This window comes from Paenibacillus marinisediminis, assembly GCF_054343325.1.
The window spans coordinates 587,065-609,524 of record NZ_JBTGUH010000001.1; the positions used below are offsets into that span (position 1 = coordinate 587,065).

22 protein-coding genes and 1 riboswitch are annotated in these 22,460 nt (G+C 47.5%); of the genes, 2 read left to right on the forward strand and 20 right to left on the reverse strand.

The annotated features are described in order from the left end of the window. Positions 1-78: 78 nt before the first annotated feature. The 12 genes from ACXX53_RS02645 to metA all read right to left on the reverse strand — a co-directional run bounded on the left by ACXX53_RS02645 (position 79) and on the right by metA (position 13,442). Positions 79-729: a response regulator gene (locus tag ACXX53_RS02645; RefSeq protein WP_458567043.1), complete on the reverse strand. Its 651-nt coding sequence runs from the start codon at positions 727-729 to the stop codon at positions 79-81. Next, the gene (locus ACXX53_RS02650; protein WP_458567044.1) at positions 722-1,822 is read right to left on the reverse strand and encodes a HAMP domain-containing sensor histidine kinase; all 1,101 of its coding nucleotides are present in this window, start codon (positions 1,820-1,822) and stop codon (positions 722-724) included. Before ACXX53_RS02650 ends, ACXX53_RS02645 begins: the two co-directional genes overlap by 8 nt. Before the next feature lie 6 nt (positions 1,823-1,828). Next, complete coding sequence (gene liaF, locus ACXX53_RS02655) at positions 1,829-2,824, reverse strand: cell wall-active antibiotics response protein LiaF (protein ID WP_458567045.1); 996 nt, start codon at positions 2,822-2,824, stop codon at positions 1,829-1,831. Between the two features lie 210 nt (positions 2,825-3,034). Continuing rightward, a complete protein-coding gene (locus ACXX53_RS02660) occupies positions 3,035-3,202 on the reverse strand; it encodes a hypothetical protein (RefSeq protein WP_458567046.1) in 168 nt (55 codons plus the stop codon). Positions 3,203-3,328: 126 nt separating this feature from the next. After that, the gene (locus ACXX53_RS02665; protein ID WP_458567660.1) at positions 3,329-3,922 is read right to left on the reverse strand and encodes a 3D domain-containing protein; all 594 of its coding nucleotides are present in this window, start codon (positions 3,920-3,922) and stop codon (positions 3,329-3,331) included. A 628-nt stretch (positions 3,923-4,550) separates the two neighbouring features. Further along, positions 4,551-4,907 (reverse strand): DUF4870 domain-containing protein, encoded by a 357-nt coding sequence (locus ACXX53_RS02670; protein WP_458567047.1) that lies wholly within the window; start codon positions 4,905-4,907, stop codon positions 4,551-4,553. 276 nt (positions 4,908-5,183) lie between these two features. Then, positions 5,184-7,148 carry a threonine--tRNA ligase gene (thrS, locus tag ACXX53_RS02675; RefSeq protein ID WP_458567048.1) on the reverse strand — a complete coding sequence of 655 codons (1,965 nt, stop codon included), beginning with the start codon at positions 7,146-7,148 and terminating at the stop codon, positions 5,184-5,186. A gap of 412 nt (positions 7,149-7,560) precedes the next feature. Next, positions 7,561-8,481 (reverse strand): sporulation protein YtxC, encoded by a 921-nt coding sequence (ytxC, locus tag ACXX53_RS02680; protein ID WP_458567049.1) that lies wholly within the window; start codon positions 8,479-8,481, stop codon positions 7,561-7,563. A gap of 167 nt (positions 8,482-8,648) precedes the next feature. Further along, entirely contained in the window at positions 8,649-9,800 is a 1,152-nt protein-coding gene (mqnC, locus tag ACXX53_RS02685; RefSeq protein WP_458567050.1) for a cyclic dehypoxanthinyl futalosine synthase, read from the reverse strand. Positions 9,801-10,117: 317 nt separating this feature from the next. Next, a complete protein-coding gene (locus ACXX53_RS02690; RefSeq protein WP_458567051.1) occupies positions 10,118-11,284 on the reverse strand; it encodes a trans-sulfuration enzyme family protein in 1,167 nt (388 codons plus the stop codon). A 3-nt stretch (positions 11,285-11,287) separates the two neighbouring features. After that, entirely contained in the window at positions 11,288-12,499 is a 1,212-nt protein-coding gene (locus tag ACXX53_RS02695) for a PLP-dependent transferase (RefSeq protein WP_458567052.1), read from the reverse strand. A gap of 1 nt (position 12,500) precedes the next feature. Continuing rightward, on the reverse strand, positions 12,501-13,442 hold the full coding sequence (metA, locus tag ACXX53_RS02700) for a homoserine O-acetyltransferase MetA (RefSeq protein WP_458567053.1): 942 nt from the start codon (positions 13,440-13,442) through the stop codon (positions 12,501-12,503). Positions 13,443-13,573: 131 nt separating this feature from the next. Next, positions 13,574-13,708, reverse strand: a riboswitch (SAM riboswitch). 567 nt (positions 13,709-14,275) lie between these two features. Here metA and corA point away from each other — a divergent pair. Beyond that, positions 14,276-15,211: a magnesium/cobalt transporter CorA gene (gene corA / locus ACXX53_RS02705; protein WP_458567054.1), complete on the forward strand. Its 936-nt coding sequence runs from the start codon at positions 14,276-14,278 to the stop codon at positions 15,209-15,211. A 75-nt stretch (positions 15,212-15,286) separates the two neighbouring features. Here corA and ACXX53_RS02710 read toward each other — a convergent pair whose 3' ends face one another. Further along, positions 15,287-16,360, reverse strand: a complete 1,074-nt coding sequence (locus ACXX53_RS02710) for an HRDC domain-containing protein (protein WP_458567055.1) — start codon at positions 16,358-16,360, stop codon at positions 15,287-15,289. Positions 16,361-16,670: 310 nt separating this feature from the next. On the opposite strand from ACXX53_RS02710, the gene ACXX53_RS02715 reads away from it, so the two are divergent. Beyond that, positions 16,671-16,964 carry a DUF3055 domain-containing protein gene (locus ACXX53_RS02715; protein WP_458567056.1) on the forward strand — a complete coding sequence of 98 codons (294 nt, stop codon included), beginning with the start codon at positions 16,671-16,673 and terminating at the stop codon, positions 16,962-16,964. A gap of 785 nt (positions 16,965-17,749) precedes the next feature. Here ACXX53_RS02715 and ACXX53_RS02720 read toward each other — a convergent pair. From ACXX53_RS02720 to ACXX53_RS02750, 7 genes are all read right to left on the reverse strand, one after another. After that, positions 17,750-18,643, reverse strand: coding sequence for a 5'-3' exonuclease (locus ACXX53_RS02720; RefSeq protein WP_458567057.1), 894 nt, complete (start codon positions 18,641-18,643; stop codon positions 17,750-17,752). A 111-nt stretch (positions 18,644-18,754) separates the two neighbouring features. Next, the gene (locus ACXX53_RS02725; protein ID WP_458567058.1) at positions 18,755-19,126 is read right to left on the reverse strand and encodes an arsenate reductase family protein; all 372 of its coding nucleotides are present in this window, start codon (positions 19,124-19,126) and stop codon (positions 18,755-18,757) included. Between the two features lie 52 nt (positions 19,127-19,178). Then, entirely contained in the window at positions 19,179-20,144 is a 966-nt protein-coding gene (locus ACXX53_RS02730) for an RluA family pseudouridine synthase (protein WP_458567059.1), read from the reverse strand. A 15-nt stretch (positions 20,145-20,159) separates the two neighbouring features. Continuing rightward, complete coding sequence (locus ACXX53_RS02735) at positions 20,160-20,750, reverse strand: cob(I)yrinic acid a,c-diamide adenosyltransferase (protein ID WP_458567060.1); 591 nt, start codon at positions 20,748-20,750, stop codon at positions 20,160-20,162. A 31-nt stretch (positions 20,751-20,781) separates the two neighbouring features. Beyond that, a complete protein-coding gene (locus tag ACXX53_RS02740) occupies positions 20,782-21,336 on the reverse strand; it encodes a bifunctional adenosylcobinamide kinase/adenosylcobinamide-phosphate guanylyltransferase (RefSeq protein WP_458567061.1) in 555 nt (184 codons plus the stop codon). 44 nt (positions 21,337-21,380) lie between these two features. Further along, positions 21,381-21,956, reverse strand: a complete 576-nt coding sequence (locus tag ACXX53_RS02745; RefSeq protein ID WP_458567062.1) for a hypothetical protein — start codon at positions 21,954-21,956, stop codon at positions 21,381-21,383. Positions 21,957-22,137: 181 nt separating this feature from the next. Next, entirely contained in the window at positions 22,138-22,392 is a 255-nt protein-coding gene (locus ACXX53_RS02750; RefSeq protein ID WP_458567063.1) for a Spo0E family sporulation regulatory protein-aspartic acid phosphatase, read from the reverse strand. Between the last annotated feature and the right edge of the window lie 68 nt (positions 22,393-22,460).

The following is a 22,460-nucleotide window of genomic DNA, read 5'->3' on the forward strand; positions in this document are numbered from 1 at the left end:
ATTCTTCCCATCATGTAAAAAAAGCTTGCGCTCCAACTGAATGCTGTCATTGGAGGCAAGCCGTATGAAAATGCTAAATTAATTCTTAACCAAACCGTTGCGGTGCGCGTACACAGCTAGTTGTGTGCGGTCCTGAAGCTCACATTTCATCAATAGATTCGATACATGTGTCTTAACTGTCTTTATACTTATATGAAGCTCTTCAGATATATCCTTGTTGGTTTTGCCGTCGGCAATGAGCAAAAGCACTTCTTTTTCGCGCTCTGTCAATCCCTCATCATCCGGCTGCGCAGCCCGTTTACGCAGTCCACGCGACAAGGCTTGCGATACATCACCGTTCATCACCGGCATGCCGCGGCACGCTCCACGAATCGCACAGATAAGATCCTCTGCGGATACTGTCTTCAAAACGTAACTGAGAGCCCCCGCCTGAATGGCGGCAACTACTTGTTCATCTTCCATGAAGCTGGTCAGCATGACGATTCGCAGCTTCGGAAATCGCGCAATTAGCTGTCTAGTCGTCTCTACACCATCCATATCCGGCATCATTAGGTCCATCAGCACTAGATCCGGCAGCTGATCAGGATTAGCGCTGATCTTCTTGATTGCTTCCATCCCCCCGCTTGCTTCACCGGCAACCTCGATCTCTGGATCGAACATCAAATACGTGCGCAACCCCAGCCGCACCATCTCGTGATCGTCAACGAGAAAAATGTTCATTTTACTCATCCGTTTCGCCTCCGTCCAGTTCCTCTGCCACATGCTTAATTGCTGGTTGGTCTCTCTCTTCTTCTACTTGTTCAAATAAAGGTATATGTACTCGAATGGTTGTTCCTGCTCCAGGTTGGCTAATAATGTCCATCGTCCCGCCCAGTTTATCGCACCGTTCTCTCATTGTAGTTAATCCATAGCTTCCCGCATGGGTGTTCTTATTGATGTTGAAGCCCTTGCCGTCGTCCGCAACAACGAGCAGCACACGCTGCTCGATTTCATGCAGCGACAAGTTTACATGCTTCGCTTGAGCATGCTTCACCACATTGGCCATCGCTTCTTGAATCATTAAGAAGCACTGATGCTCCTTCGCTTCAGACAGCCCTGCATTCAATTGGATCTCAATCTTCCCCTGCAATCCGTTCTGATTGCAATAATCCGGGAACCAACGTTCCAATGCTTGCTGCAGCGTTCTTCCGTCCAGCTCGATCGGACGGAGCTGTGCAATCAGTCCTCTCATCTGTCTCTGCGCTGAATGCGAGATCTGAATCAACTGGCTCACAACCATATGAGCCCGCTCCATATCCATCTCCATGACCTTGGGAAGCGATGAAGAAGCCATATGCATAGCAAATAGCTGTTGGCTGACCGTATCATGCAGATCACGAGCCAATCGCTTGCGTTCTTCCTGAACGATCGCTTCGCTTTCACGCTCATGATCAACGACCTGCTGTTCCGACAGCTTTTGAAGCAATTTAAGCTTATGCTCCATCGTTTGAATCATAACATTAAAGTCCGAATATACTTGAAAAAAAGCATCTTCATCATTATCCCGAATCCGAACGGACCAATCGCCTTTCGTTACCTGCATCATGCCTTCATGCAAAACATCCAGTCTGCGCTGCAGCCGGACGCCCGCAATATATCCTGTTAGGATGGAAACGATGAGTACGGTTACGATGCCGAATACCCACCAATTCCATCCTTCATACCACATACCGTTAACCAGCCCTAGCCATAGCACACTTATGATAACACAACCCGAGACAATGAAGGTAAGGAGCAGTTCCCATTTGACACTTCGGGCATTGCGAAATAATTTCTGTACCATAGTATACTATCCCACCTTCTTCACTCTTACATCACCGATGAAGGTGCTGACAACGATGCGAACTTTCTTGCTTGCATCATGATAATACGGGGATTCAACGTTAGTCGTCCTCATGAATCCACTTTCCTTCTCATCAAGTACACGCACATCGCCAATAAATGAACTGGATGTAACAGTGACGCCAAGATCCATATCGCGTGGTATATATACCTTTACGTCGCCGATAAAGCTGGAGACGGTAATCTTAGTCTCCCCGTATGGAACTTGAGCTTTCGTCAGATCGATCGTCGAGTCGCCGATAAAGTGAGAGATATCCATTGGTCTCAGTTCCCAATAATCCTGTCCGATGTGAAAGTCACCGATAAAGGTTGACTTGTTAATCTTATTTTTCTTGGAGCCGTGACTACCTGCGCCCATCCCGAACTCGAACTCCCATGAAGTGGTTGAGCTTTCCTCATTAGTTCCTTTTTTCGGTTTGCTTGAGGTCTCGACATCTCCATATACCTCTTTATTGAATATATCCTTCGAATAATCAACATCCTTAAATGGATCGGGGTAGTTAGGATCGCCGTAGTCTGGAATGGATGAAGATGCTGGAGCCTGATTTGACATCTTCTGCTCTTGCTTAAAATCATCATTCCAGTTCTTATTGTTCCCTTGCCAATCGCTGTTGTTGCTTCTAGACTTCCGCGGCTTGAACAATACCCATAGACCACCGACTATCAGACCAAATGGAAGCGCATAGCTCATGAAGTCAGACCAGCTTAATGTAATAATATTGAGATTTCTCAGTAAATAGTAAACACCTATACCTAGCGGGAATATCCCCCAGAATCCCCCTTGGAGCAGACCGCTCAGCCCTACAAACACCAATATGAGCGGCCAGAACGTACGAATCATTTCACCAAGGTCAAAGCTAATATATCCCATCTGCTGCAGCAAGAAGATTACACCAGCGCCGATTAGAATAAAGCCTAACATCCATCTCTTTCCTAGATTCATATTAATCCCTCTCTTTGAATATTGCTTTCGTTTATCTTATATCTGTATTGTATAGCACACACAGCCAAGTAAACAGCGGCGAGGGATTGAACTTGGCATCAGTCTCTAGACTGAGCTGCTGTAAATAGAATCCAATACAAGCATGCACAAAGAGACTGCCTGCAGGCAGCCTCTTACTTCCATTATGTCATCATCGAATCTGAGACGACATTATTGTTGAGCATTTTGGTTTTGGCCTTTAGATGCTTTATTAGATACACCAGCAGTACCTTCGTTTTCAACTGCAAACTCAGCGTCGAAGTTTTGATTTGCTTGGTTCTGACCGAACTGCTGCTTTCCAACCTGTTTGGAATTATACTTCGAACTTTGCTTATTCATCACATTTCACCTCCCTCGTGCCACACCATCCGCATTAGAGCGGCTAGTGAACATTCCGAGAAAACAACTGTTTCCCCAAGAAGTATTATGCGATGATCCCAAAGTCGCTATGCATGGGCAAAACTGTTAAAGCATCGTCTCTGGAATCCTGTGATGCTTCATAACAGCTTCATTCAGCTCTTGCAGAAACTCCTCTGTAATCTTTCCGTTGCCCTTCTTAATGACCTGCACGTCGACGTTTTTCTTGCCCCACTGCGAATAGACCTGCTTTGTTGTATCAAAATATAGATCGATCTTCTTTCCTTTGATGGCTGAACCAATGTCAGCTACGATCCCATACCCATAACCCGGCACATAGAGAATGGTGCCAATCGGAAATTCTTTAAGGTCAGCGGCAATAGTGGAGACGTAGTCGCGTCTTACCTTGACACCGGAATACGTTATTCCATACTCTGGATGACCCGGTTTCTTCCCTGTCGATTCAACGCCGGCTGTATAGCCAGTAGCTGTAACCTCAACTTCATTCAATACTCGCGTTTGTTCCGGTGCGAGTAGATCATCCGTGAACAGTATCTTGCTATTAGCAGCTACTGCGTTCGTCTTAGCAGCGGAATCTGGATTGGCAGATTGAGTATTAGTTGGTGTTAATAAAGAGGCCAATCTTGAAGCATTAGCACCAGGCATGTCGACATAAACGAACAGATTCGAACGCAATTCCATTTCAGGATTCACTGCTGATTCAAGTTTATTGCTTCGGTTCAACATCTCCATTACTTCATACGCATTGACGTTATTACCTCGCTGCAGCTTCTGCAATCGAACCTGTTCCGAAATTACATGCTGTGGCATACCGCTCCATAGAGCAGATTCGTATATCCGATCTCCATAAATGATACTGTCTGTACGCATACGATCCCAATCATTCATCTCAGCGAATGAATAATTATCTTGCTGTTGAATGTGAATGGCCTTCTGTATATTCCAAGTTGATAAAGCGGCTTGTAATTCATCATTGGATGCTTGCGCGTAAGCGACTTGTCCATAACCCGTGATCATCAATAAACCTGTTACGGCGATTAGACATCCCGTTTTGAACGACAACCTGCTGTATTTCACGATCCTGCCACTCCGCTTCTTTAATGTGTTATTGCTGTTCCCCTTTTCAAATGTAAGCATTTGGTTATCCCCTCCTAGTCGGAAGGATGTCCGCTATAGCCTACAATTATTCATAATCGACAAAAATAGAACGTCTACGACATAAACAAAACGGCGACCGCACTCTGATTGTTAATCAGGAAACGGTCGCCGCTGCGTTTAAATCATAGATCAATCGATGCTGTCTAGAGCATCACATCCTATTGACTTGTTTTTCTGCTATATCACCAACTATTGGGAGCTTGAACCATTTTCCTGAATACGCTTTCACCATAAGCACGATCCACAGAATGACACCTATTGGATAAATGACAACAGATAATATCCACCCTAATATCGGTATAAATCCTAGTACGATATTCAGTACGAAGAGTCCTCCAAACACAAGCAATGACTGCATCGCATGAAACTTAATGAATCGATTGTTCTTTTCTAGTATTAAGAAAATGATTCCCGTAACCGCTCCAAGCAGATAGCATAATAAGCCTGCAATATTCTGATCCAGACCTGTAGAAGACTGTTTGTTATTATTCAGATTCCTCTGATTCAAACTTACCACTCCTTGAGTAATATATTTTCCTCGCAATAATGCTATGAGAGTTATTGGTATAATATTCATCTCATTCTATATGCGATACTACTCAAGATAGTTTTCCTCTTATCTCACTGCCTCTTGCCTGCCTTGGTTGCTGTAACGGGTGTTTCAGCCACATGAAAAAGAGGCTTGTCCCTAGGTAGAGTAATCTACCTGTGGGACAGCCCCTCATATCATACGGCGTACTTTCTACGCTAACAGCGAGAAAGCCCCCTTATGCTTCAATAATGCTTATTCCTCAGAAGACTTAGCATCCGGCACTTTGCGTGTACGAATCTCTTCGTCCAGCATTGCGATTGCATCGGACAGCGGCATCATGCCGAGATCGCCGTGACCGCGCTTGCGCACGGAGACAGAACCGTTGTTCTTCTCGTTCTCACCGACAACGAGCATGTAAGCCATCTTCTCAAGCTGCGCTTCACGAATCTTGTAGCCCAGCTTCTCATTGCGAAGATCTGCTTCTACACGAATGCCCGCTTGACGCATCTGTTCTTCCACTTCCTTCGCATATGCTTCATACGTAGGTGAAACTGGCAGAATCTTCGCTTGCACGGGTGCGAGCCACAACGGCAGCGCGCCTGCGTAGTTCTCCAGCAGAAATGCAGTCATACGCTCCATCGTACTGATAATACCGCGGTGGATAACGACTGGGCGGTGCTTCATGCCGTCTTCGCCGACATATTCCAGCTGGAAGCGCTGCGGAAGCAGGAAGTCCAATTGAACGGTACCCAATGTTTCTTCCTTGCCAAGTGCTGTCTTGATCTGTACGTCAACCTTCGGACCGTAGAACGCAGCTTCGCCTTCTGCTTCGAAGAACGGCAGACCGAGCTCGACAACAACCTCACGCAGCATGCGCTGGGACATCTCCCACATTTCATCGTCCTGATAGTACTTCTCTGTATCCTGCGGATCGCGATAAGACAAACGGAAGCGGAATTCCTTGATGCCGAAATCCTCATATACCTTCTGCAGCAGATTGATTACGCGCGCGAATTCATCTTTAATCTGATCCGGACGAGCAAAGATATGAGCGTCGTTCAGCGTCATTCCGCGAACGCGGTGCAGACCAGTCAAAGCGCCGGACATCTCATAGCGATGCATCATGCCTAGCTCTGCTATACGAAGCGGAAGATCACGATAGCTGCGCAGCTCGCTCTTGTACACCATCATATGGTGAGGGCAGTTCATTGGACGAAGAACAAGCTCCTCATTATCCATCGCCATTATAGGGAACATATCCTCTTGATAGTGATCCCAGTGCCCTGAAGTTTTATACAGCTCTACATTAGCCATTATTGGTGTATACACGTGGTTGTAGCCAAGACGTTCTTCCATGTCTACGATATAGCGCTCCATTGTACGACGAAGTGTCGCACCATTAGGCAGCCAGATCGGTAAGCCTTGACCCACTTCTTGAGAGAATGTGAACATCTTCAATTCTTTGCCGAGCTTGCGGTGATCGCGTTTCTTCGCTTCTTCCAAGTAATGTAGATGCTCCTCAAGCTGAGCCTTCTTCACGAAAGCTGTACCATATATGCGCTGCAGCATCTTATTCTTAGAATCGCCTCTCCAGTAAGCGCCAGCCAGGTTCATCAGCTTGAACACTTTCAGCTTGGATGTGCTTGGAACGTGAGGTCCACGGCAAAGGTCAAAGAATTCGCCTTGCTCATAGATCGTAATCTCCGCATCTTCTGGCAGATCGTTAATGAGCTCCAGCTTGAGCGGATCGTTAATGTCTGTATACACACGCAAAGCTTCTTCTCGGGTTACGACTTGACGGCGGATCGGCAAGTTTTCGTTGACGATGCGTTCCATCTCTTTCTCAATCTTCGGCAGGTCTTCCGGTGTCAGCGATATATTCATATCGATATCGTAGTAGAAGCCGTCTTCAATGACAGGTCCGATACCAAGCTTTACGTCTGCATCTCTGTACAAGCGTTTAATGGCCTGAGCCATTAGATGCGCAGAGCTGTGACGGATCACTTCCAGCCCTTCTTCAGAATCAGGCATAACGATTTCTACAGAAGAATCTGCTTCGATTGGCGTGTACAAGTCAACCACCTTTCCGTTCAGCTTGCCTGCTACTGCATTTTTCTTCAAACCGCTGCTGATCGAACCTGCAACATCTTCAATTGTAGTGCCTTGCTCGTATTCGCGAACAGCACCATCTGGTAAAGTAACTCGTACCATAGACATGTGTAAGCTCCTCCTTATACGCTAAATTAGCAACAAAAAAACACCCGCCCTATAAAAGGGACGAGTGTTATGTTATAACCCGTGGTTCCACCCTCATTCAATATATACATAAGCGTCTATGCTTCGCTTGCGCCATATATGGTGAAGCCGCATTCCAAGTATATATCCTTGAGCATTCTATAACGGGAATGAACCGTTGCATGATAATGAGAAGCGAATCCTAGCAGCTTCCGTTCCCATACAAAGCTCCGAAGGGGTAAATGCAAGTAATCGCCGAAGGGACTTTCAGCCGAGATCCCTCTCTCTGGACGGTTACAACCCTGCATCCATGGCTTCGTCAACGCCATATTGCTTGATGTAATTCAATATGGCATATTATATGCGATAACATCCCTGTTGGTCAAGGGCAATATCATGTGCATTGATCCTGTGAAGTCCAGTTTGGATTTAGAAATGCGGCGCACGATGGGCAGTAACCGCATACATGAACTCTGGCTTCAAATATTTGTTCAATCGTCTTGATCACTTGAGATTCTGGTTCACATGTGTGAATGACGATATGGCCTGGGGAGACATGAATAAGCGTGCTCACAATCATATCCTCCATTTCCATATCACAATCGATCGTCTCGACAACCATCCCGTCCATAATATGGGATGATTCCAATGGAAGCCACTGCTCATTCAGCAGCGTAAATTCGTGTCCGCCCTTATGAACGAGATGAGCTAACGGTATTTTGGTGTCCTGTATAAACACAAAATATTTTAACAAACTGATGAATTCCTGATACTGTCGTTCCAGCACATACTCATCCATGGCATATGCTACAACTTCACGGAGTTCTGTCACATAGCTGTCCAATCGAAACCGGATAAACCCATCGATGTGGAGCTGTGTATGTTCCTCCAAATAATGAAACAACACTTTCCGAAGCTTCATACAGCGCCGTTTTCGAGCTTCATGGTGAGTGCTGTCATCCATGCCGTTCAAGAGTTGGATGCAATACGCTTCAATCTTCTCTACATCAGACGGATCGATGTTTTTTTCTTTCTTGATTAATTCACGCAGCAGCGGAAGCTCCTTCACAGATAAAATGTATTCTGCAAGCGCTCTTGCAGCGCGATTCCACACATCCTGAGCTTGTAAAGCCAACTGGAAACCAGGGAGTCGACCTGAGCAAGTAATACTTGCCGACGAACCGGAATCAAACTTTTCCAATATAACGCCATTCGCCTGTGTATGTAAATCGTCCATTTCCTGCATCAACAGCCGAGACAACGATTCCAGCTCATTTCGAGCTCCATTCGATACCGATATGGTGAACAGCTCCATGAACTCACTCCTTTCTGTTCCTTATTCAGTATATGGGGGGGACGAAACAGATATACGAAGTGAGTATTGGTAATCCGAAGGAGCTTATATTGTCTGGCTTTTACATAGAAAAAGCGCAACGAGGACAGATTGCTCTGCTCCCCAATGCGCTTTATTAGATCGGTATATTAATTTTGCATAATAAAGTCCCGTTCAATCGTGTTCTGATCTTCATCAAATACGCGAAGAATATTGTATTGCGTATCACGCTGCGCAGGGATCTTACCCGCTTCACGGATATGGTCAAGAATGCTGCCGATGTTTACTTTGTGAGTCGCTCCAGCAGCAGACACAACATTCTCCTCAATCATCGTGCTGCCGAAGTCATTGCAGCCATACGAAAGCGTCATCTTGCCAATTTCCGGTCCCATCGTCACCCAAGAGGATTGGAAGTTCGGAATATTGTCCAGGAACAAGCGGCTGATCGCGAGAGTCTTCAAGTATTCTTCCGGCTTGACACGCTCCGCCTTCTTGATGGCTGTGTTGTCCGGTTGGAACGTCCATGGAATGAAGGCAAGGAAGCCTTTCGAAGGATACTTGCGCTCTATGCATTCATCTTGCGCAATACGCGTACGTTCCAGATGAAGCGCCCGCTCTTCCATCGACTCACCGAAGCCGATAACCATCGTCCCTGTTGTCGACATCCCTACCTGATGAGCAGTCTGCATCACATCCATCCACTCGCGCCATGTGCCTTTCAGACGGCTGATCTTGCTTCGAGTGCGGTCGTCCAGAATCTCTGCTCCACCACCCGGCAATGAATCTAAGCCCGCTTCATGAATCTGGCGGACAACTTCTTCAAGCGATAAACCGTCAGACACAGTCTTCATCTTCCAGATCTCCGCTGGAGAGAAGGAATGCATCGTAATGTTAGGGAAGCGCTTCTTAATGTTGCGCAGCAGCTCTGTATAATATGAAAATGGCAAATTCGGATTCGTTCCGCCCTGCATTAATATTTCTGTTCCGCCAACATCTATCGTTTCCTGAATCTTCTGGAAGATTGCTTCATCAGGAAGCACATATCCTTCCTTCGATCCTGGAGGTCGATAAAAAGCGCAGAAGCGGCAGTATACGTCGCATATATTCGTATAGTTAATATTTCGGCCGATAACGAAAGTTGTAATCGGTTCTGGATGCCACTTCAACATGACCTGATTCGCGGCATGCCCCATCTTCTCAATCTGATCGGATTCAAACAAAGTGATACAATCATCCGTAGTCATGCGCTCTCCGCGCAATACTTTATCCAATATGCGATCCACTGGAGATATCATCGTCATGGTCACTTCCCCTCTATGTTATTTTATACACAGGATGGGTCTACTCGAACCGCCCTGCTTATGCCTCTAATTGGTCTATACTCTTTCAGCTCATTAATTATGGTAATATCATGCAATAATGATTAAAGTCAAAGAACCATTACCCATCGTATCACAGTTTATCCATATTGTTAATCACTTGTTGTTCATCGTATGACGTATGCATGATGGAATTATTCCCATCGCCAAATAGCCGTTTCAGCACAAAACAGGAGTCCAAGGGCCACCCCTTGGACTCCTGTTCATTAGCTGCCACGAATGCTTCGCCTCAGGCAGCATCACAATGCTTGATCGAGATCCTCGATCAAGTCTTCAATATGCTCCAAGCCTACAGAGAAGCGTAGCAATCCATCCGTAATGCCGCGCTCATGACGCACAGCTTGCGGCATAGCTGCATGCGACATCATTGCTGGATAGGATAAGATGCTCTCAACAGCGCCTAGGCTTACGGCAACGAGCGGCAGCCGAACTTGATTCAGCACCTTCTTGGCACGCTCGCCAGAGCCGACATCAAAGGATACAACGGCGCCGTATCCTTTCGATTGACGCTCATGAATCTCGCGATGTGGATGGCTAGCCAGCCCCGGATAATAGACATTCGCAATATCCGATCTGCTGCTTAACCACTCAGCCAATCGGCGAGCGCTCTGCTCGCTGTGTGCCATCCGCGCCTCGAGCGTCTTCATACCGCGCATTAACAGCCAGCTATCTTGTACGCCGAGCACGGTACCGAGCCCATTTTGCAGCGCCTTAACTCGATTACCCAGCTCCTCATCATGAGTAACCGTTAATCCAGCCAGCACATCGCTATGTCCGCCCAGAAATTTCGTTGCGCTATGAAGCACGATATCAACACCCTGCTCGATCGGCCGCTGGTGATAAGGGGTCATAAAGGTATTATCCAATAAGGTGATAAGTCCCTTCGACTTCGCCCAAGCGCACACGGCGGCAATATCTGTGATCTTAAGCGTTGGGTTGGACGGCGTCTCCATCAAGACGCCTCTCGTGTTCGGTCGCAGCGCCGCTTCCACTCGATTCAGATCGGTCATGTCCACGAACGTCGTTTCAATCTGCAATCTGCTGAGAATTGTAGATAATAAACGATAGGTCCCTCCGTAGACATCCTCTGTTACGATCAGATGGTCCCCAGCGGAGAATAACAGTAATGTCGATGAGATGGCCGCCATGCCTGAAGCAAAGGCGAAGCCTCGAGTCCCGCCTTCCAATACAGCAATATATTGCTCCAGCGTTTCGCGCGTCGGATTGCCGGAACGAGAATAATCATGCTTAGGGGGATTATAGATGTCTTCGTGATGAAAAGTTGTCGCTTGAATGATGGGCACGCTGGATGCCCCTGTATGTTCGCAGATCTCACCGCCAAAGTGAATCAGCTTGGTCGCGAAGCGATCTGAATTCGGTTGCGTTGGTTCATTCGATTGGCTCATCTTCTATGCCTCACTTCCTACCGGCTGCTGTTCCTGCTGCGATACTTGCTCCTGTGCACAGCGGATCGCTTGATCGAGATCCGCTATCAGGTCATCCACATGCTCGATGCCTACCGAGAAGCGCAGCAGCTTATCATCCACGCCGACAGCATCGCGCACTTCCTGTGGAATGTCCGCGTGCGTTTGAACGGCGGGATACGTCATCAGCGATTCGACGCCTCCCAAGCTTTCCGCGAATGCGATCAGCTTGATCGAGGATAGGATCGGAGCGACGTAACGAGCATCCTTCAAGCGGAAAGAAAATATGCCGGTATTGCCCGAGCATTGCTTCTGCTGAATCTCGTATCCTTGATGCTTAGGCAGCGCTGGGTAATAGACCGTTTCAACCGCTTCATGCGCCTGCAGCCATTCCGCGATGCGAATGGCGTTATATTCATGGCGCTCCATTCGCAGTGCCAGCGTCTTCATGCCGCGCATGAGCTGATAGCTGTCCGTCGGTCCAAGACATGTGCCGATGGAATTGTGCAGGAAGGCCATTTCCTCGGACAGCTCTTTGCCCTTCGTCACGATGATGCCAGCTAGCACATCATTGTGTCCGCCTAGATACTTAGTCGCGCTGTGAACGACGATGTCAGCACCAAGCTCAAGCGGACGCTGAAAGAATGGTGTCATCAGCGTATTATCGACGATCGTGAGCATGTCATGCTTCTTCGCCCAGCTTGCCGCGGCCTCGATGTCCGATATCATCATCAGCGGATTCGTAGGCGTCTCGATAAACACCGCGCGAGTCGCTGGAGTTCGTAGCTTCTCCATCGTCTCGAGATCATTCGTGTCGACATATGAAGCTGTGATGCCGAATCGAGCAAGTATTCTTTCCAATATTCGATAAGTGCCGCCGTACAGATCCAAGGAGGCAATCAGATGATCACCCTGACTGAATAGAGCAAATACATTCTGGAGCGCGGCCATCCCCGAGCTGCAGGCGAAGCCGGCATCGCCTTGCTCCAGCAAGGCGGCGGCATCTTCAAGCACTGCTCGAGTCGGGCTCTTCGAGCGGGAATAATCATATCCCGTGCTCTGCCCGAGCCCTGGATGGCGAAATGCTGTCGCTTGATAGATCGGAAAGTTGATCGCTCCCGTCTTCGGGTCTTGGATGGATCCGATCTGAGCTAGTTGACTTTCTATGCGGTAGGAGCGTTCATCTCGTTCGATCATATTAGATACCGGCTCCCTCTTTGCGAGATTTAGCCGAGCTGAGAACATACGGTGTCTCTTGATATACGTAGTAGTTCAGCCAATTCGAGAACAGCAGATTAGCATGTGCTCTCCATGTGGAATATGGTGTTTGACTTGGATCGTTATTCGGGTAGTAGTTGATCGGAATATCCATCTCCATACCCTTGGCTATATCACGATCATATTCCCATTTCAGTGTATAAGGATCATACTCGGAATGACCCGTAGCAAATATCTGCCGTCCATCCTTGCTCGCAATGAGATACACTCCTGCTTCTTCCGACTCTGACAGAATGATAAGGTCTTCTACCTTAACGATATCTTCCTTTCGAACCTCCGTGTGACGGGATTGCGGAACAAGAAAACGTTCATCAAACCCGCGTGTGAGTCGAATATTCTCGGCTGTTAGAGAATGTGGAAACACACCGAAGCATTTCTTCTCAAGCGGAACCTTAGGGACACCGTAATGATAGTAAAGGCCTGCCTGTGAAGCCCAACAGATATGGAACGTTGAAGTCACATTTTCTTTCGACCATTCCATAATGCGGCACAGTTCTTCCCAATAGGTAACTTCTTCGAAGTCCATCTGCTCGACCGGAGCTCCCGTAATAATCATGCCGTCAAACTGCTCTTGCTCAATATCCTCAAATGTCTTATAGAAGCTAATCAGATGTTCAGCAGATGTGTTCTTGGATACATGTGTCGCAGGATGGAGCAGCGTCACATCCACCTGCAGCGGCGTATTGCCGATCAAACGAAGCAATTGCGTCTCCGTCGTTTCTTTCGTCGGCATTAGATTAAGAATAACAATTCGCAGCGGCCGGATATCCTGCTTATACGCGCGGGATTCAAGCATGACGAATATGTTCTCCTGAGTCAGTATTTCTTTAGCTGGTAAAGTATCCGGAATTTTAATCGGCATGACGTTCTCCTCCTTTGGAATGTGGTCTCAAATGAGACAATCAACTTGACAGGCATGGAAAGGACTTATGATCGCAAAAAAACCTTTCTCAATTCTTGAGAAAGGTTCATGTTAATAGAATTCATGCGCCTCTCTCATCTGTCAGCCCGTATCGGGATCTCCCCCATTCGGTTCTGCAAGAATTAGCACCGCTGCTTTATAGCTTGAGCTATAAGCCGGTTGCCGGATTTCATCGGGCTTGTCCCTCCACCTGCTCTTGATAAGATTGCCGTTGCATATTTAGTTCGGTCTTCATTTGGACTTGGTAATAATTTAAAGCATGCATGAGCATCCCGTCAAGCACTAATTCACAAAAATTTGAATTACTCCATATTCTAATTAAGGAATTGGTTGGCACAATATTTTGGTTGAAAGCCATTTTCATGAGGGTTATACTATACAAGTGCTTGGCATAGTCAAGCAACTAAACTTCACTAATAGAGGTGAATTCGGATGGATGGCGACCCGAGGCCGCGCCTAGGTATGAGCAAACAACCGAAAACGACGATTCGACGAGTGTGCAGGACTTGTTCAAGACCTGACGATTGTCGTCTGCCTGCATGGGTATCATGCACAGGCTGAGTAAGTCTATCTACCTATAACCATAGGGACCGACGCTAAGCCTAGTGTATGCGCGTGTCCGATGTGTACTTACCACGTCACACCTCGAGCTAAGATTCCCCATGACAACAAGGACGGCTTCGTTTGTCATGATTCATCCTCCCTCGCATGAATTGTCATTACAATGACAACACAAGCTACCTATATTATGGTGGCGAGAAGGAGTGGTGAACATGAAGATACGTCTCGTCCACGAAGGTGTATTTACACCTGTCGAAGACATTCAACTCACATTAACCCCGCCCGAGCAAGGTTTTTATTGGATCGACGCAGATTTAGACGATCTTGTTGTGCTGCAACCGCTGTTTAACATGCATGATCTTGCCGTTGAGGACTGTCTAAGCGAAGATGAACAGCGTCCAAAGATGGAGATTTATGAAGATCACTACTTTATAGTGGTAAACAGCATTCGATTCGATGACGAAGAAATCTTCTTGCGTGCACTCAATATTTTCTTAGGCAAGCATTACTTAATTACGGTTACAAGACAAAAGATCAACGAGCTCCGCACCATCAAACCCCTCTTATGGGAACAAGAAGTAGATACGTCGGATCGTATGCTTTATATTCTTGTCGATACGGTAGTGGATAGCTACTTTACGGTTGCTGATCGCATTGAAGCGAAAATCGATAATCTTGAAGAAGTCGTGCTGGTAAACGCCAAGAAATCACATCTGAACGAAATCATTAATCTGCGAAGCGAAATTCTGTGGCTGAAGAAGGGTCTTGGACCGCAGAAGGATGTGATCTTCGTGCTATATAACAAAGATCTGCGTTTGATTGATGATGATCTGCAGAAATATTTCCGAGACATTTATGAAAATGCCGTCAAAGTGGCTGAAACATTCGAAACGTTCCGCGACCTGATGGCGAACTTACGAGAATCTTATCATTCCAGCACTGCCAATCGCGCGAATGAAATTATGCGCGTATTCACCGCAGTAACAACGATCTTCATGCCTTTGACCTTTATTACCGGATTCTACGGAATGAACTTTGATTTTATTCCATTTCTACACCAGGAAAATGGGGCTGTCTATGTTGGCATCTTTATGCTTATTCTTGGATTGACCATGTTCTTCTGGTTTCGCAAGAAGGATTGGCTCTAAACGATTAGGTATCATTCAGAGGGGCATTCCCTTCATCCTGGTTACACGCCTCGATGATAGGGAATGCCCTTTGCTTTATGCGCTTTGTTGATTGCTTGCTCGTTTGCGGCTAGTTCTCGACGATTGTCCACTTGCTGCCGAGTCCATGGTAAGACGCAGCAGACGAATGCGCTCATATCGGCGCTGCAGCTCCGAACCAGTGCCCGTCAGCGCTTCTTCGCCGTATATGCGTACGAACACTGGCTTTAAATACTCTGGACCAAGCTCAGTCAAGGCATTGCGAATCGCCAGAAGCTCCTCCTCTGGAGTATCTGCCAGTTCTATGTTTACAAATGAAAGCACGTCATAGCCTTCTTCAGCTAAGGTTTCGATGCGCATCAGCAGTTCACGACGATCCACCTCCAGCCGCTCCATTAGCTCTCCAGCGCCCAAACCGTCGCGCACCCCCTCCAGCAGGACACGGCGCTGCATTAAACGGCTTAACTCCGCATCCATCTTCGTCCGTTCCTGTTCGTATACCCACTGGACAAATGCAGTCTCTGTAACCGCCCCTTCCACCCAATCGAGCGGAAAGCTGGTGCTGCGCTCTACCGTCTTCGTAATCGCTGTAATCGCATCCGCGAAAGATTTCACCTTGGCTTCCCCGAAGCCCGGGAGCTGGCGGAGCTCTTCTGCATTATGCGGTACGAAGGCGCTCACCAGACGAAGCATCCGATTCGTCGCGATCCAGTACGGCGCTCGTCGCAGACTGCTTGCCGTCTCTCGGCGCCATTGCGCAAGCCGCTCGTAGAGCTTATCATCGGAATGCAGCTCGCCATAACAGCTGATCCATTCATTCCGTTCCTTCATCCGCCGCTCATGAAGATTCGTATCCGGCATAAATCCAAGCGCCGGCTGATAACCTTCTCGCAGCAGTCGTGCAACTCCCCCGCGAAGCGCTGCCCGCATCTCCATCCATACGCTTCCCTCATACCATGTACCAGACGTGTCTACATCTGCTGCTTGCTGTGCCTCATCATGCCCAACTGCTTCATCCGGCTCCCACAGTACAATCCACTTTCCTGCTTCTTCACCTGCACTCAGCAGGCCTGAGCGAAGGCTTTCACCTTCAACCTGTTTTTCCATTCGTGCCATCCATACAACTTGCATATCCCATACCTCCATATGATCAGTTTCACAACGAGACAACAGAGTGAGGAGGATGAGCTTCTATAGGAATAGAAAAGCACCCCTTCGACGCCTTCTGCCGTCAAAGAGGTGCTTCCTCGTTCTAGTTATGAATTAATAACATTATAGCACGATACTCTTATCTGTCAATGTTTGGAATATGATAGAGTTGATAGAGTTGATAATAACTAGGACCACACTTCCAACATATGGTGACATCCATTATAATGATGAGTAGGATTTCAACGCTGTGTTGATGAATTGCTGTGTTCACTGAAGAGGGGGCATCAAGATGAGCCAAGATCTGGACTTTTTATCCGATCATACAGAAGATACATCCTGCCGCTTCGTCACCTTTATCGGCGAAAGTATGCGTCGGTTCGATCTATGTGTGACAACAACGAGCCGTTTCTACGGCAAGAAGCTGGTTATGGATCTTCAGACGGGTTTGACTGCGATTCTAGGTCAAGACGACTTAGAGGAAGAAGGATACTTGGAATCCTTCTATAAGCTGACGGAGGAGGAAGCTGAGGATCTTCGACATTTCTTGTACATGGTAGTTGAAGAGGCTCACTTCACCGACTAATCTTTACAGTTCAGCTTGAATAAGTGCGGTTCGTGAGGCTATTTGCTGGACCGCTCCTTCATGGATGCTATCCATGACAATAACCTCCAGTATCGCCATTCGTGCGGTGACGGAGGTTTTTTAGCTTTCATCAATAGATACCATCTGGTAACCCTACATAGTTATCAGAAGTTTCAAAGGGACAACCTTTTCTTATACGTCTTAACCGGCACAATCACCTCGGCATGCTGGAAATTTGCCCGAGACGTCGAAAATTTGCATCTCAGCTCCAAACCCAGCTCGCACGGAGGCTGAGATGTAGAAAATCGACGTCTCAGCCTTCATAATCGGCTTCGCAAGCCGAATATCATGCCTGAGACGTCGAAAAATTGCATCTCAGCTCCAAATTCAGCTCGCTCAGGGGCTGAGATGCAGTAATTTGACGTCTCAGCCTTCATAATCGGCTTCGCGAGCCGAATATCATGCTTGAGACGTCGAAAACTTGCATCTCAGCTCCATATTCAGCTTGCGCTGGGGCTGAGATGCAGATAAACGACGTCTCAGCCTTCGAAATCGGCTTCGCGAGCCGGATATCATGCCTGAGACGTCGAAAACTTGCATCTCAGCTCCAAATTCGGCTCGCTCAGGGGCTGAGATGCAGAAAATCGACGTCTCAGCCTTCAAAATCGGCTTCGCGAGCCGGAATTCTGCCCGAGACGTCGAAAAATTGCATCTCAGCCTCCACAGCCCGCGTGCGAGCCAAAAAAGGCTTGTCCTAATACTTATAGGACAAGCCCCTCAGGCACTTATGATGACTGCGCGATACCAGTCAGCGTCAGCACACTTTTCATCTCCAGTCGCTCACAGATGGAAACGACGCTCTCCGGATTCGGAGCGAACCGGCAGCTATCCACTTCACAGCTGATCGGTACATCACAACGAATACGAGCAAGCTGGCGAGAAAGATGCAGCATCTCCATATCCGCTTCAATCTTCGCGCGAACTCCCTTCGCAAGGCTTGTCATATTGGCAAGGACACCTTCGATCGAGCCATGCTCATGAATCAGCTTATGGGCTGTTTTCTCACCAATTCCGCGTACACCTGGATAATTGTCCGAAGTATCGCCCATCAGGCCTTTCACGTCAATTACCTGTTCCGGCGTCAGTTGACGTTCTTCCATCAAGTAGTCCGGGGTATAGATAGCATAATTGCCATGACCCTTCTTCATGATGATGACTGTTGTATGTTCATGAACCAATTGCAGCATATCATGATCCCCGGTAAGCACATATACATCGTGTTCATCACGATACTGCTTTGCCAAGGTGCCGATGCAATCGTCTGCTTCATATCCTTCACTCGACACATTCGGTATGTTGAACGAGTCCATCACTTCACGTATGAGCTCAAACTGCGGTACGAGATCCTCCGGACATTCCGGACGATTCGCCTTATAATCGCTAAACTGCTCCGAGCGAAATGTCTTGCTGCTCAGATCCCAGCAGCATGCGATATGGGTCGGTTCGAACTTCTCAACCACATCCCAAAAATAACGCATAAATCCATAAACCGCATTCGTCGGTGTTCCATCCTTCATACGGCGAATGGAGCCACCGTATGCTGTCGCAAAGTAAGCTCGAAACAGCACCGCCATTCCATCAACCAACAATAAACGAGATCGATCTTGTTGCTCAATCATCAATATATGGCTCCCTTCTATATCATTAATTCGACTCTGTAAAGTATATCACAACTACGTAGACTGAAAGCTGTCGCATTCTGCCAACGTTAGTTCAGATTATCTATCAGCTCAATGAACGCTTGCTGCAGCCCAAGCTTCCTGATAAGTTTCTTCCTTGAAGCCTACAGTCACTCGCTTGCCATCTGTTACGATCGGACGCTTTAGCAATCTTCCGTTAGAAGCGAGCAGTTCAATCCGTTCTTCCTCCGTCATCGTTGGCAGCTTGTCCTTCAGATTCATGGCTTTATACACTTCGCCAGATACGTTAAAGAATTTCTTCAGCTCCAACCCGCTCGCTTGAACGAGACGCTTCAATTCGGAAGCCGAAGGCGGCGTATCGAAGATCGGAATCAATTCCAGCTCATGCCCTTGCTCCTTCAGCCATTTGACCGCCTTGCGGCACGTACCGCATTTGGCATATTCATATACTGTCAACTTCATGTTCATCCCCCAGTTGCAATCTTGATCGAGATAACCGTCTCACTATCAACCTTCATTGATATGTCAACAAACGCTCCAAGCGCACCAAGTCATCCGGCAGCGGTGCTTCGAACGTCATGCGTTCACCAGTCATCGGATGAAGGAAGGACAGCTCACCTGCATGCAGCGCGTGGCGTTCCATATCCAGCTGCACCCTCGATTCAGGATTATAGAATCGATCGCAGAGCAGCGGACAACCGATATAGCGCATATGCACGCGAATCTGATGCGTGCGCCCTGTTTCCAAAACGCAGCGTACTTTGGCTGCGTCAATCCCCTCTGCCGTGCGGTAGACTGCGATCGTTTCATAGTGCGTGATAGACGGATAGCCGTCTGGTCTTACGACACGCAAATGCCGCTCCACGTCATCACGATCGATAGGCGCATCTACCGTACCGGCTTCTGGCTGCGGTATTCCTTCTACATATGCCGTATACCGCTTGTGCACCTCACCTCGCTGCAGCTGCTCAGACAGCTGCTGATGCGCAAAGGCGTGCTTAGCGATCAGCAAGACACCGGAAGTGTCCTGATCCAGCCGGTGCACAGGCCGAAAACGCGTCTGCTCGCCTCGGCTGCGCCAATAGTGCACAACGCCGTTCGCCAGCGTGCCTGATGGATATCCCTTCGTCGGATGCACGACGATGCCTGGTGGTTTATTCAGCACCAGTATGTCTGCATCCTCATAGATGACATCAATCGGAATCGGCTCGGGCGGAATCGTCTCCAGCTGCTGCTCCGCAATTCGAATTCGCACCACATCTCCGACGGACAGCGCCTTATGATTCCACAGCCGCTCCCCATTCACCGTTATGCCGTCAGGCATCTGCTTCAGGCGCGTAATCAGCCTCCTGGACATGCCCAAACGCGACAACATAACAGTACGCAGCAGGATGCCGTCTTCATCTCCACCTACTGTATAGGTCAAGGAAGCGGCATCCCATACCTGCTGTTCTTCTTTCGAATCATCATGCTCCATCATGAATCGTAATTAACCTCAATTCTCATCCTTATGATCTTTCCGTCGGAATACAATCGCGCTGCGAGCGTATTCAATATCCGGTACGCCCGCGAGAGCGTTGGCTCGACGAGAAGCGGCGAAGAAATAATCCGATAAGCGGTTTACATATTGCTTTACCTCAGGATGAATCTGCTCTTGACGCGCGAGCGAGACAATCTGTCGTTCTGCTCGCCGGCATACCGTTCGGCATACATGCAGCGCTGCGGCAAGCGGTGTTCCGCCTGGCAGGATGAAGCGCTGCAGTGCCGGATTATGGCGCTCGTGCTCATCGATCCACTGCTCCAGCCGTTCGATCATCTTCTGATTCACCTTGAACACAGCCCGACCCTGCTTCTCTTCTGCAAAGGCTAAGTCTGAGCCGCAATCGAACAGCTCGTGCTGAATTTCCAGCAGCTGCTCAGCGAGCTCCGCTAAGCTATCATCTTTGCAGTGGGTAAGAGCTGCGCCAACAAATGCATTTAATTCATCCAGTTGACCATAAGCTTCAACGCGAAGATGATCCTTGGAGACGCGCCCGCCCTTGAGAGACGTCATCCCTTCATCGCCCGTTCTAGTATATATCTTCATTCTTCTTCCCTCGCTCAGCAATATTTCATTCCTATCGCTCGCTGCGGCTGCGAAGCTCTATCGCCATGCCGGAAGACATCCAGAACCATTGATGACTGTGCTTAGCTGCATGGCGATTGAATGCCGCGAGCTGCTCATGAAAGCAGCGCTCTTGATCAGACATGAACGGCGTCAGTGACGCAGGCTCATTCGAAACGATGAACAGCATGCCCTGATAAGAAAAAGCTGCGTTCTCAAGTTGCTCGCGATAAGCGCTCATCCGTTCGCGATAAACCTCAATTCCCGCTTCTGTTTGCATAATCAGTCTATGACAGGATGCTAAATAATCTGCAACGCTCTTAATAACGACGACACGACGATCAGCACGAAACAGATTGGATTCCCGATTTATTCGCTCCAACACAGCTGGCAATTCGATATCACTCGTTACGGTCTTCCAGCGAAAGCTTCCGTTACCCGGCAGATCAACTGGAAGTAAAGCATGACCGACTGTTACGACAAGTCCTTCACGGCCAAATGACGCAGCATAGCGGAGTATGTAAGAAGTCTTGCCACTTCCTACATGGCCAGTAACTCCGATTATCACCTGTCATCCCTCCCGTATCAGTCTTGCCCTAGTTCTTATATACATTAAGGCTTCTCTGCAAGCAACTGCATGATTTTCACCGATTGCTCCATGTTAGGTGTTGTTCCCGGTATAGCAACAAACCATTCTTCTTGTACGAGTCCGTGCTTCTCCATTAACGGAAGCTTAACTGTCGGCAATGCATATAGGTATTCACCTGGATGATCGACATACTTCTCTTCTTTCTTCTTAGCGCCATCTACCTTTTCAACCCAGTATCCATCCATTACACCTTCTTCATATTGGGCCTTATCGAAGTAATCATCGAGTGGCATATGAGCGCCATTTTCAGTATAGTTCTTAATATCTTTATACGGCAGTACAACAATTCCGTCTTCTCCAGCAGCATATTCAAGCATAATCTTTGGAGCACTGTACAACGGAGCTGATATGACATCTACTGTGAACTCGCCGTTTAACTTTTCGTTCAAATCAGCTTCCAATGCGGTGATACTCGCTTCTGGGATTTGATATTCATGCGACATAAAGATATTAATATCCGCTTTAGGACTACCACAGCCAGCTAATACAGAAACAAACATGAAGACAACAATCATTCCCATCCATTTCTTTCTATTCATAGAAGTTCTCCTCTCTCTCTATCAATTCAATACAATCTACTTAATATGTTTCATGATACCACAAACAATCACGCCAGAAAACGAACGTGAATAGAACAAGAAAAGGCATGCCTAATTGATTATCAATTGGCATGCCATAGTTATACTTTAATAGGTCTTCCTATATAAACAAAACGTACATTCAGACATTGGATTTCATATATTCGTTAATCTTAACATCCAGTGCGCTGCTAATCTCAATAACATTCTTAGCTGTAAACGAATTCTCCTCTTGAACCAAGAGCTCCATCTGCTTGCGCAATACGCGAATCTCATGTTCAAGATCAACCAGTCTGGATGATACGTTTCTTGCTTTGCTAGACCACATAGGTTGAGTACGGTTATCCCTTAACAATTGTCCTGAATAAGGTGACAATGTATAGTCCGAACAAAACAAGCCACTTCTCCTCCTTCAAATGCTGAACCTGATATCGTATGCGCTATCGATTATCCTATATTTATCGA

Excerpts from the sequence above, each read along its gene's own strand:
- ACXX53_RS02645 (WP_458567043.1), bottom strand. The coding sequence starts at position 729 with ATGAGTAAAATGAACATTTTTCTCGTTGACGATCACGAGATGGTGCGG.
- ACXX53_RS02650 (WP_458567044.1), bottom strand. The coding sequence starts at position 1,822 with ATGGTACAGAAATTATTTCGCAATGCCCGAAGTGTCAAATGGGAACTG.
- liaF (WP_458567045.1), bottom strand. The coding sequence starts at position 2,824 with ATGAATCTAGGAAAGAGATGGATGTTAGGCTTTATTCTAATCGGCGCT.
- ACXX53_RS02660 (WP_458567046.1), bottom strand. The coding sequence starts at position 3,202 with ATGAATAAGCAAAGTTCGAAGTATAATTCCAAACAGGTTGGAAAGCAG.
- ACXX53_RS02665 (WP_458567660.1), bottom strand. The coding sequence starts at position 3,922 with ATGGAATTGCGTTCGAATCTGTTCGTTTATGTCGACATGCCTGGTGCT.
- thrS (WP_458567048.1), bottom strand. The coding sequence starts at position 7,148 with ATGTCTATGGTACGAGTTACTTTACCAGATGGTGCTGTTCGCGAATAC.
- ytxC (WP_458567049.1), bottom strand. The coding sequence starts at position 8,481 with ATGGAGCTGTTCACCATATCGGTATCGAATGGAGCTCGAAATGAGCTG.
- mqnC (WP_458567050.1), bottom strand. The coding sequence starts at position 9,800 with ATGACGATGATATCTCCAGTGGATCGCATATTGGATAAAGTATTGCGC.
- ACXX53_RS02690 (WP_458567051.1), bottom strand. The coding sequence starts at position 11,284 with ATGAGCCAATCGAATGAACCAACGCAACCGAATTCAGATCGCTTCGCG.
- ACXX53_RS02695 (WP_458567052.1), bottom strand. The coding sequence starts at position 12,499 with ATGATCGAACGAGATGAACGCTCCTACCGCATAGAAAGTCAACTAGCT.
- metA (WP_458567053.1), bottom strand. The coding sequence starts at position 13,442 with ATGCCGATTAAAATTCCGGATACTTTACCAGCTAAAGAAATACTGACT.
- corA (WP_458567054.1), top strand. The coding sequence starts at position 14,276 with ATGAAGATACGTCTCGTCCACGAAGGTGTATTTACACCTGTCGAAGAC.
- ACXX53_RS02710 (WP_458567055.1), bottom strand. The coding sequence starts at position 16,360 with ATGCAAGTTGTATGGATGGCACGAATGGAAAAACAGGTTGAAGGTGAA.
- ACXX53_RS02715 (WP_458567056.1), top strand. The coding sequence starts at position 16,671 with ATGAGCCAAGATCTGGACTTTTTATCCGATCATACAGAAGATACATCC.
- ACXX53_RS02720 (WP_458567057.1), bottom strand. The coding sequence starts at position 18,643 with ATGATTGAGCAACAAGATCGATCTCGTTTATTGTTGGTTGATGGAATG.
- ACXX53_RS02725 (WP_458567058.1), bottom strand. The coding sequence starts at position 19,126 with ATGAAGTTGACAGTATATGAATATGCCAAATGCGGTACGTGCCGCAAG.
- ACXX53_RS02730 (WP_458567059.1), bottom strand. The coding sequence starts at position 20,144 with ATGATGGAGCATGATGATTCGAAAGAAGAACAGCAGGTATGGGATGCC.
- ACXX53_RS02735 (WP_458567060.1), bottom strand. The coding sequence starts at position 20,750 with ATGAAGATATATACTAGAACGGGCGATGAAGGGATGACGTCTCTCAAG.
- ACXX53_RS02745 (WP_458567062.1), bottom strand. The coding sequence starts at position 21,956 with ATGAATAGAAAGAAATGGATGGGAATGATTGTTGTCTTCATGTTTGTT.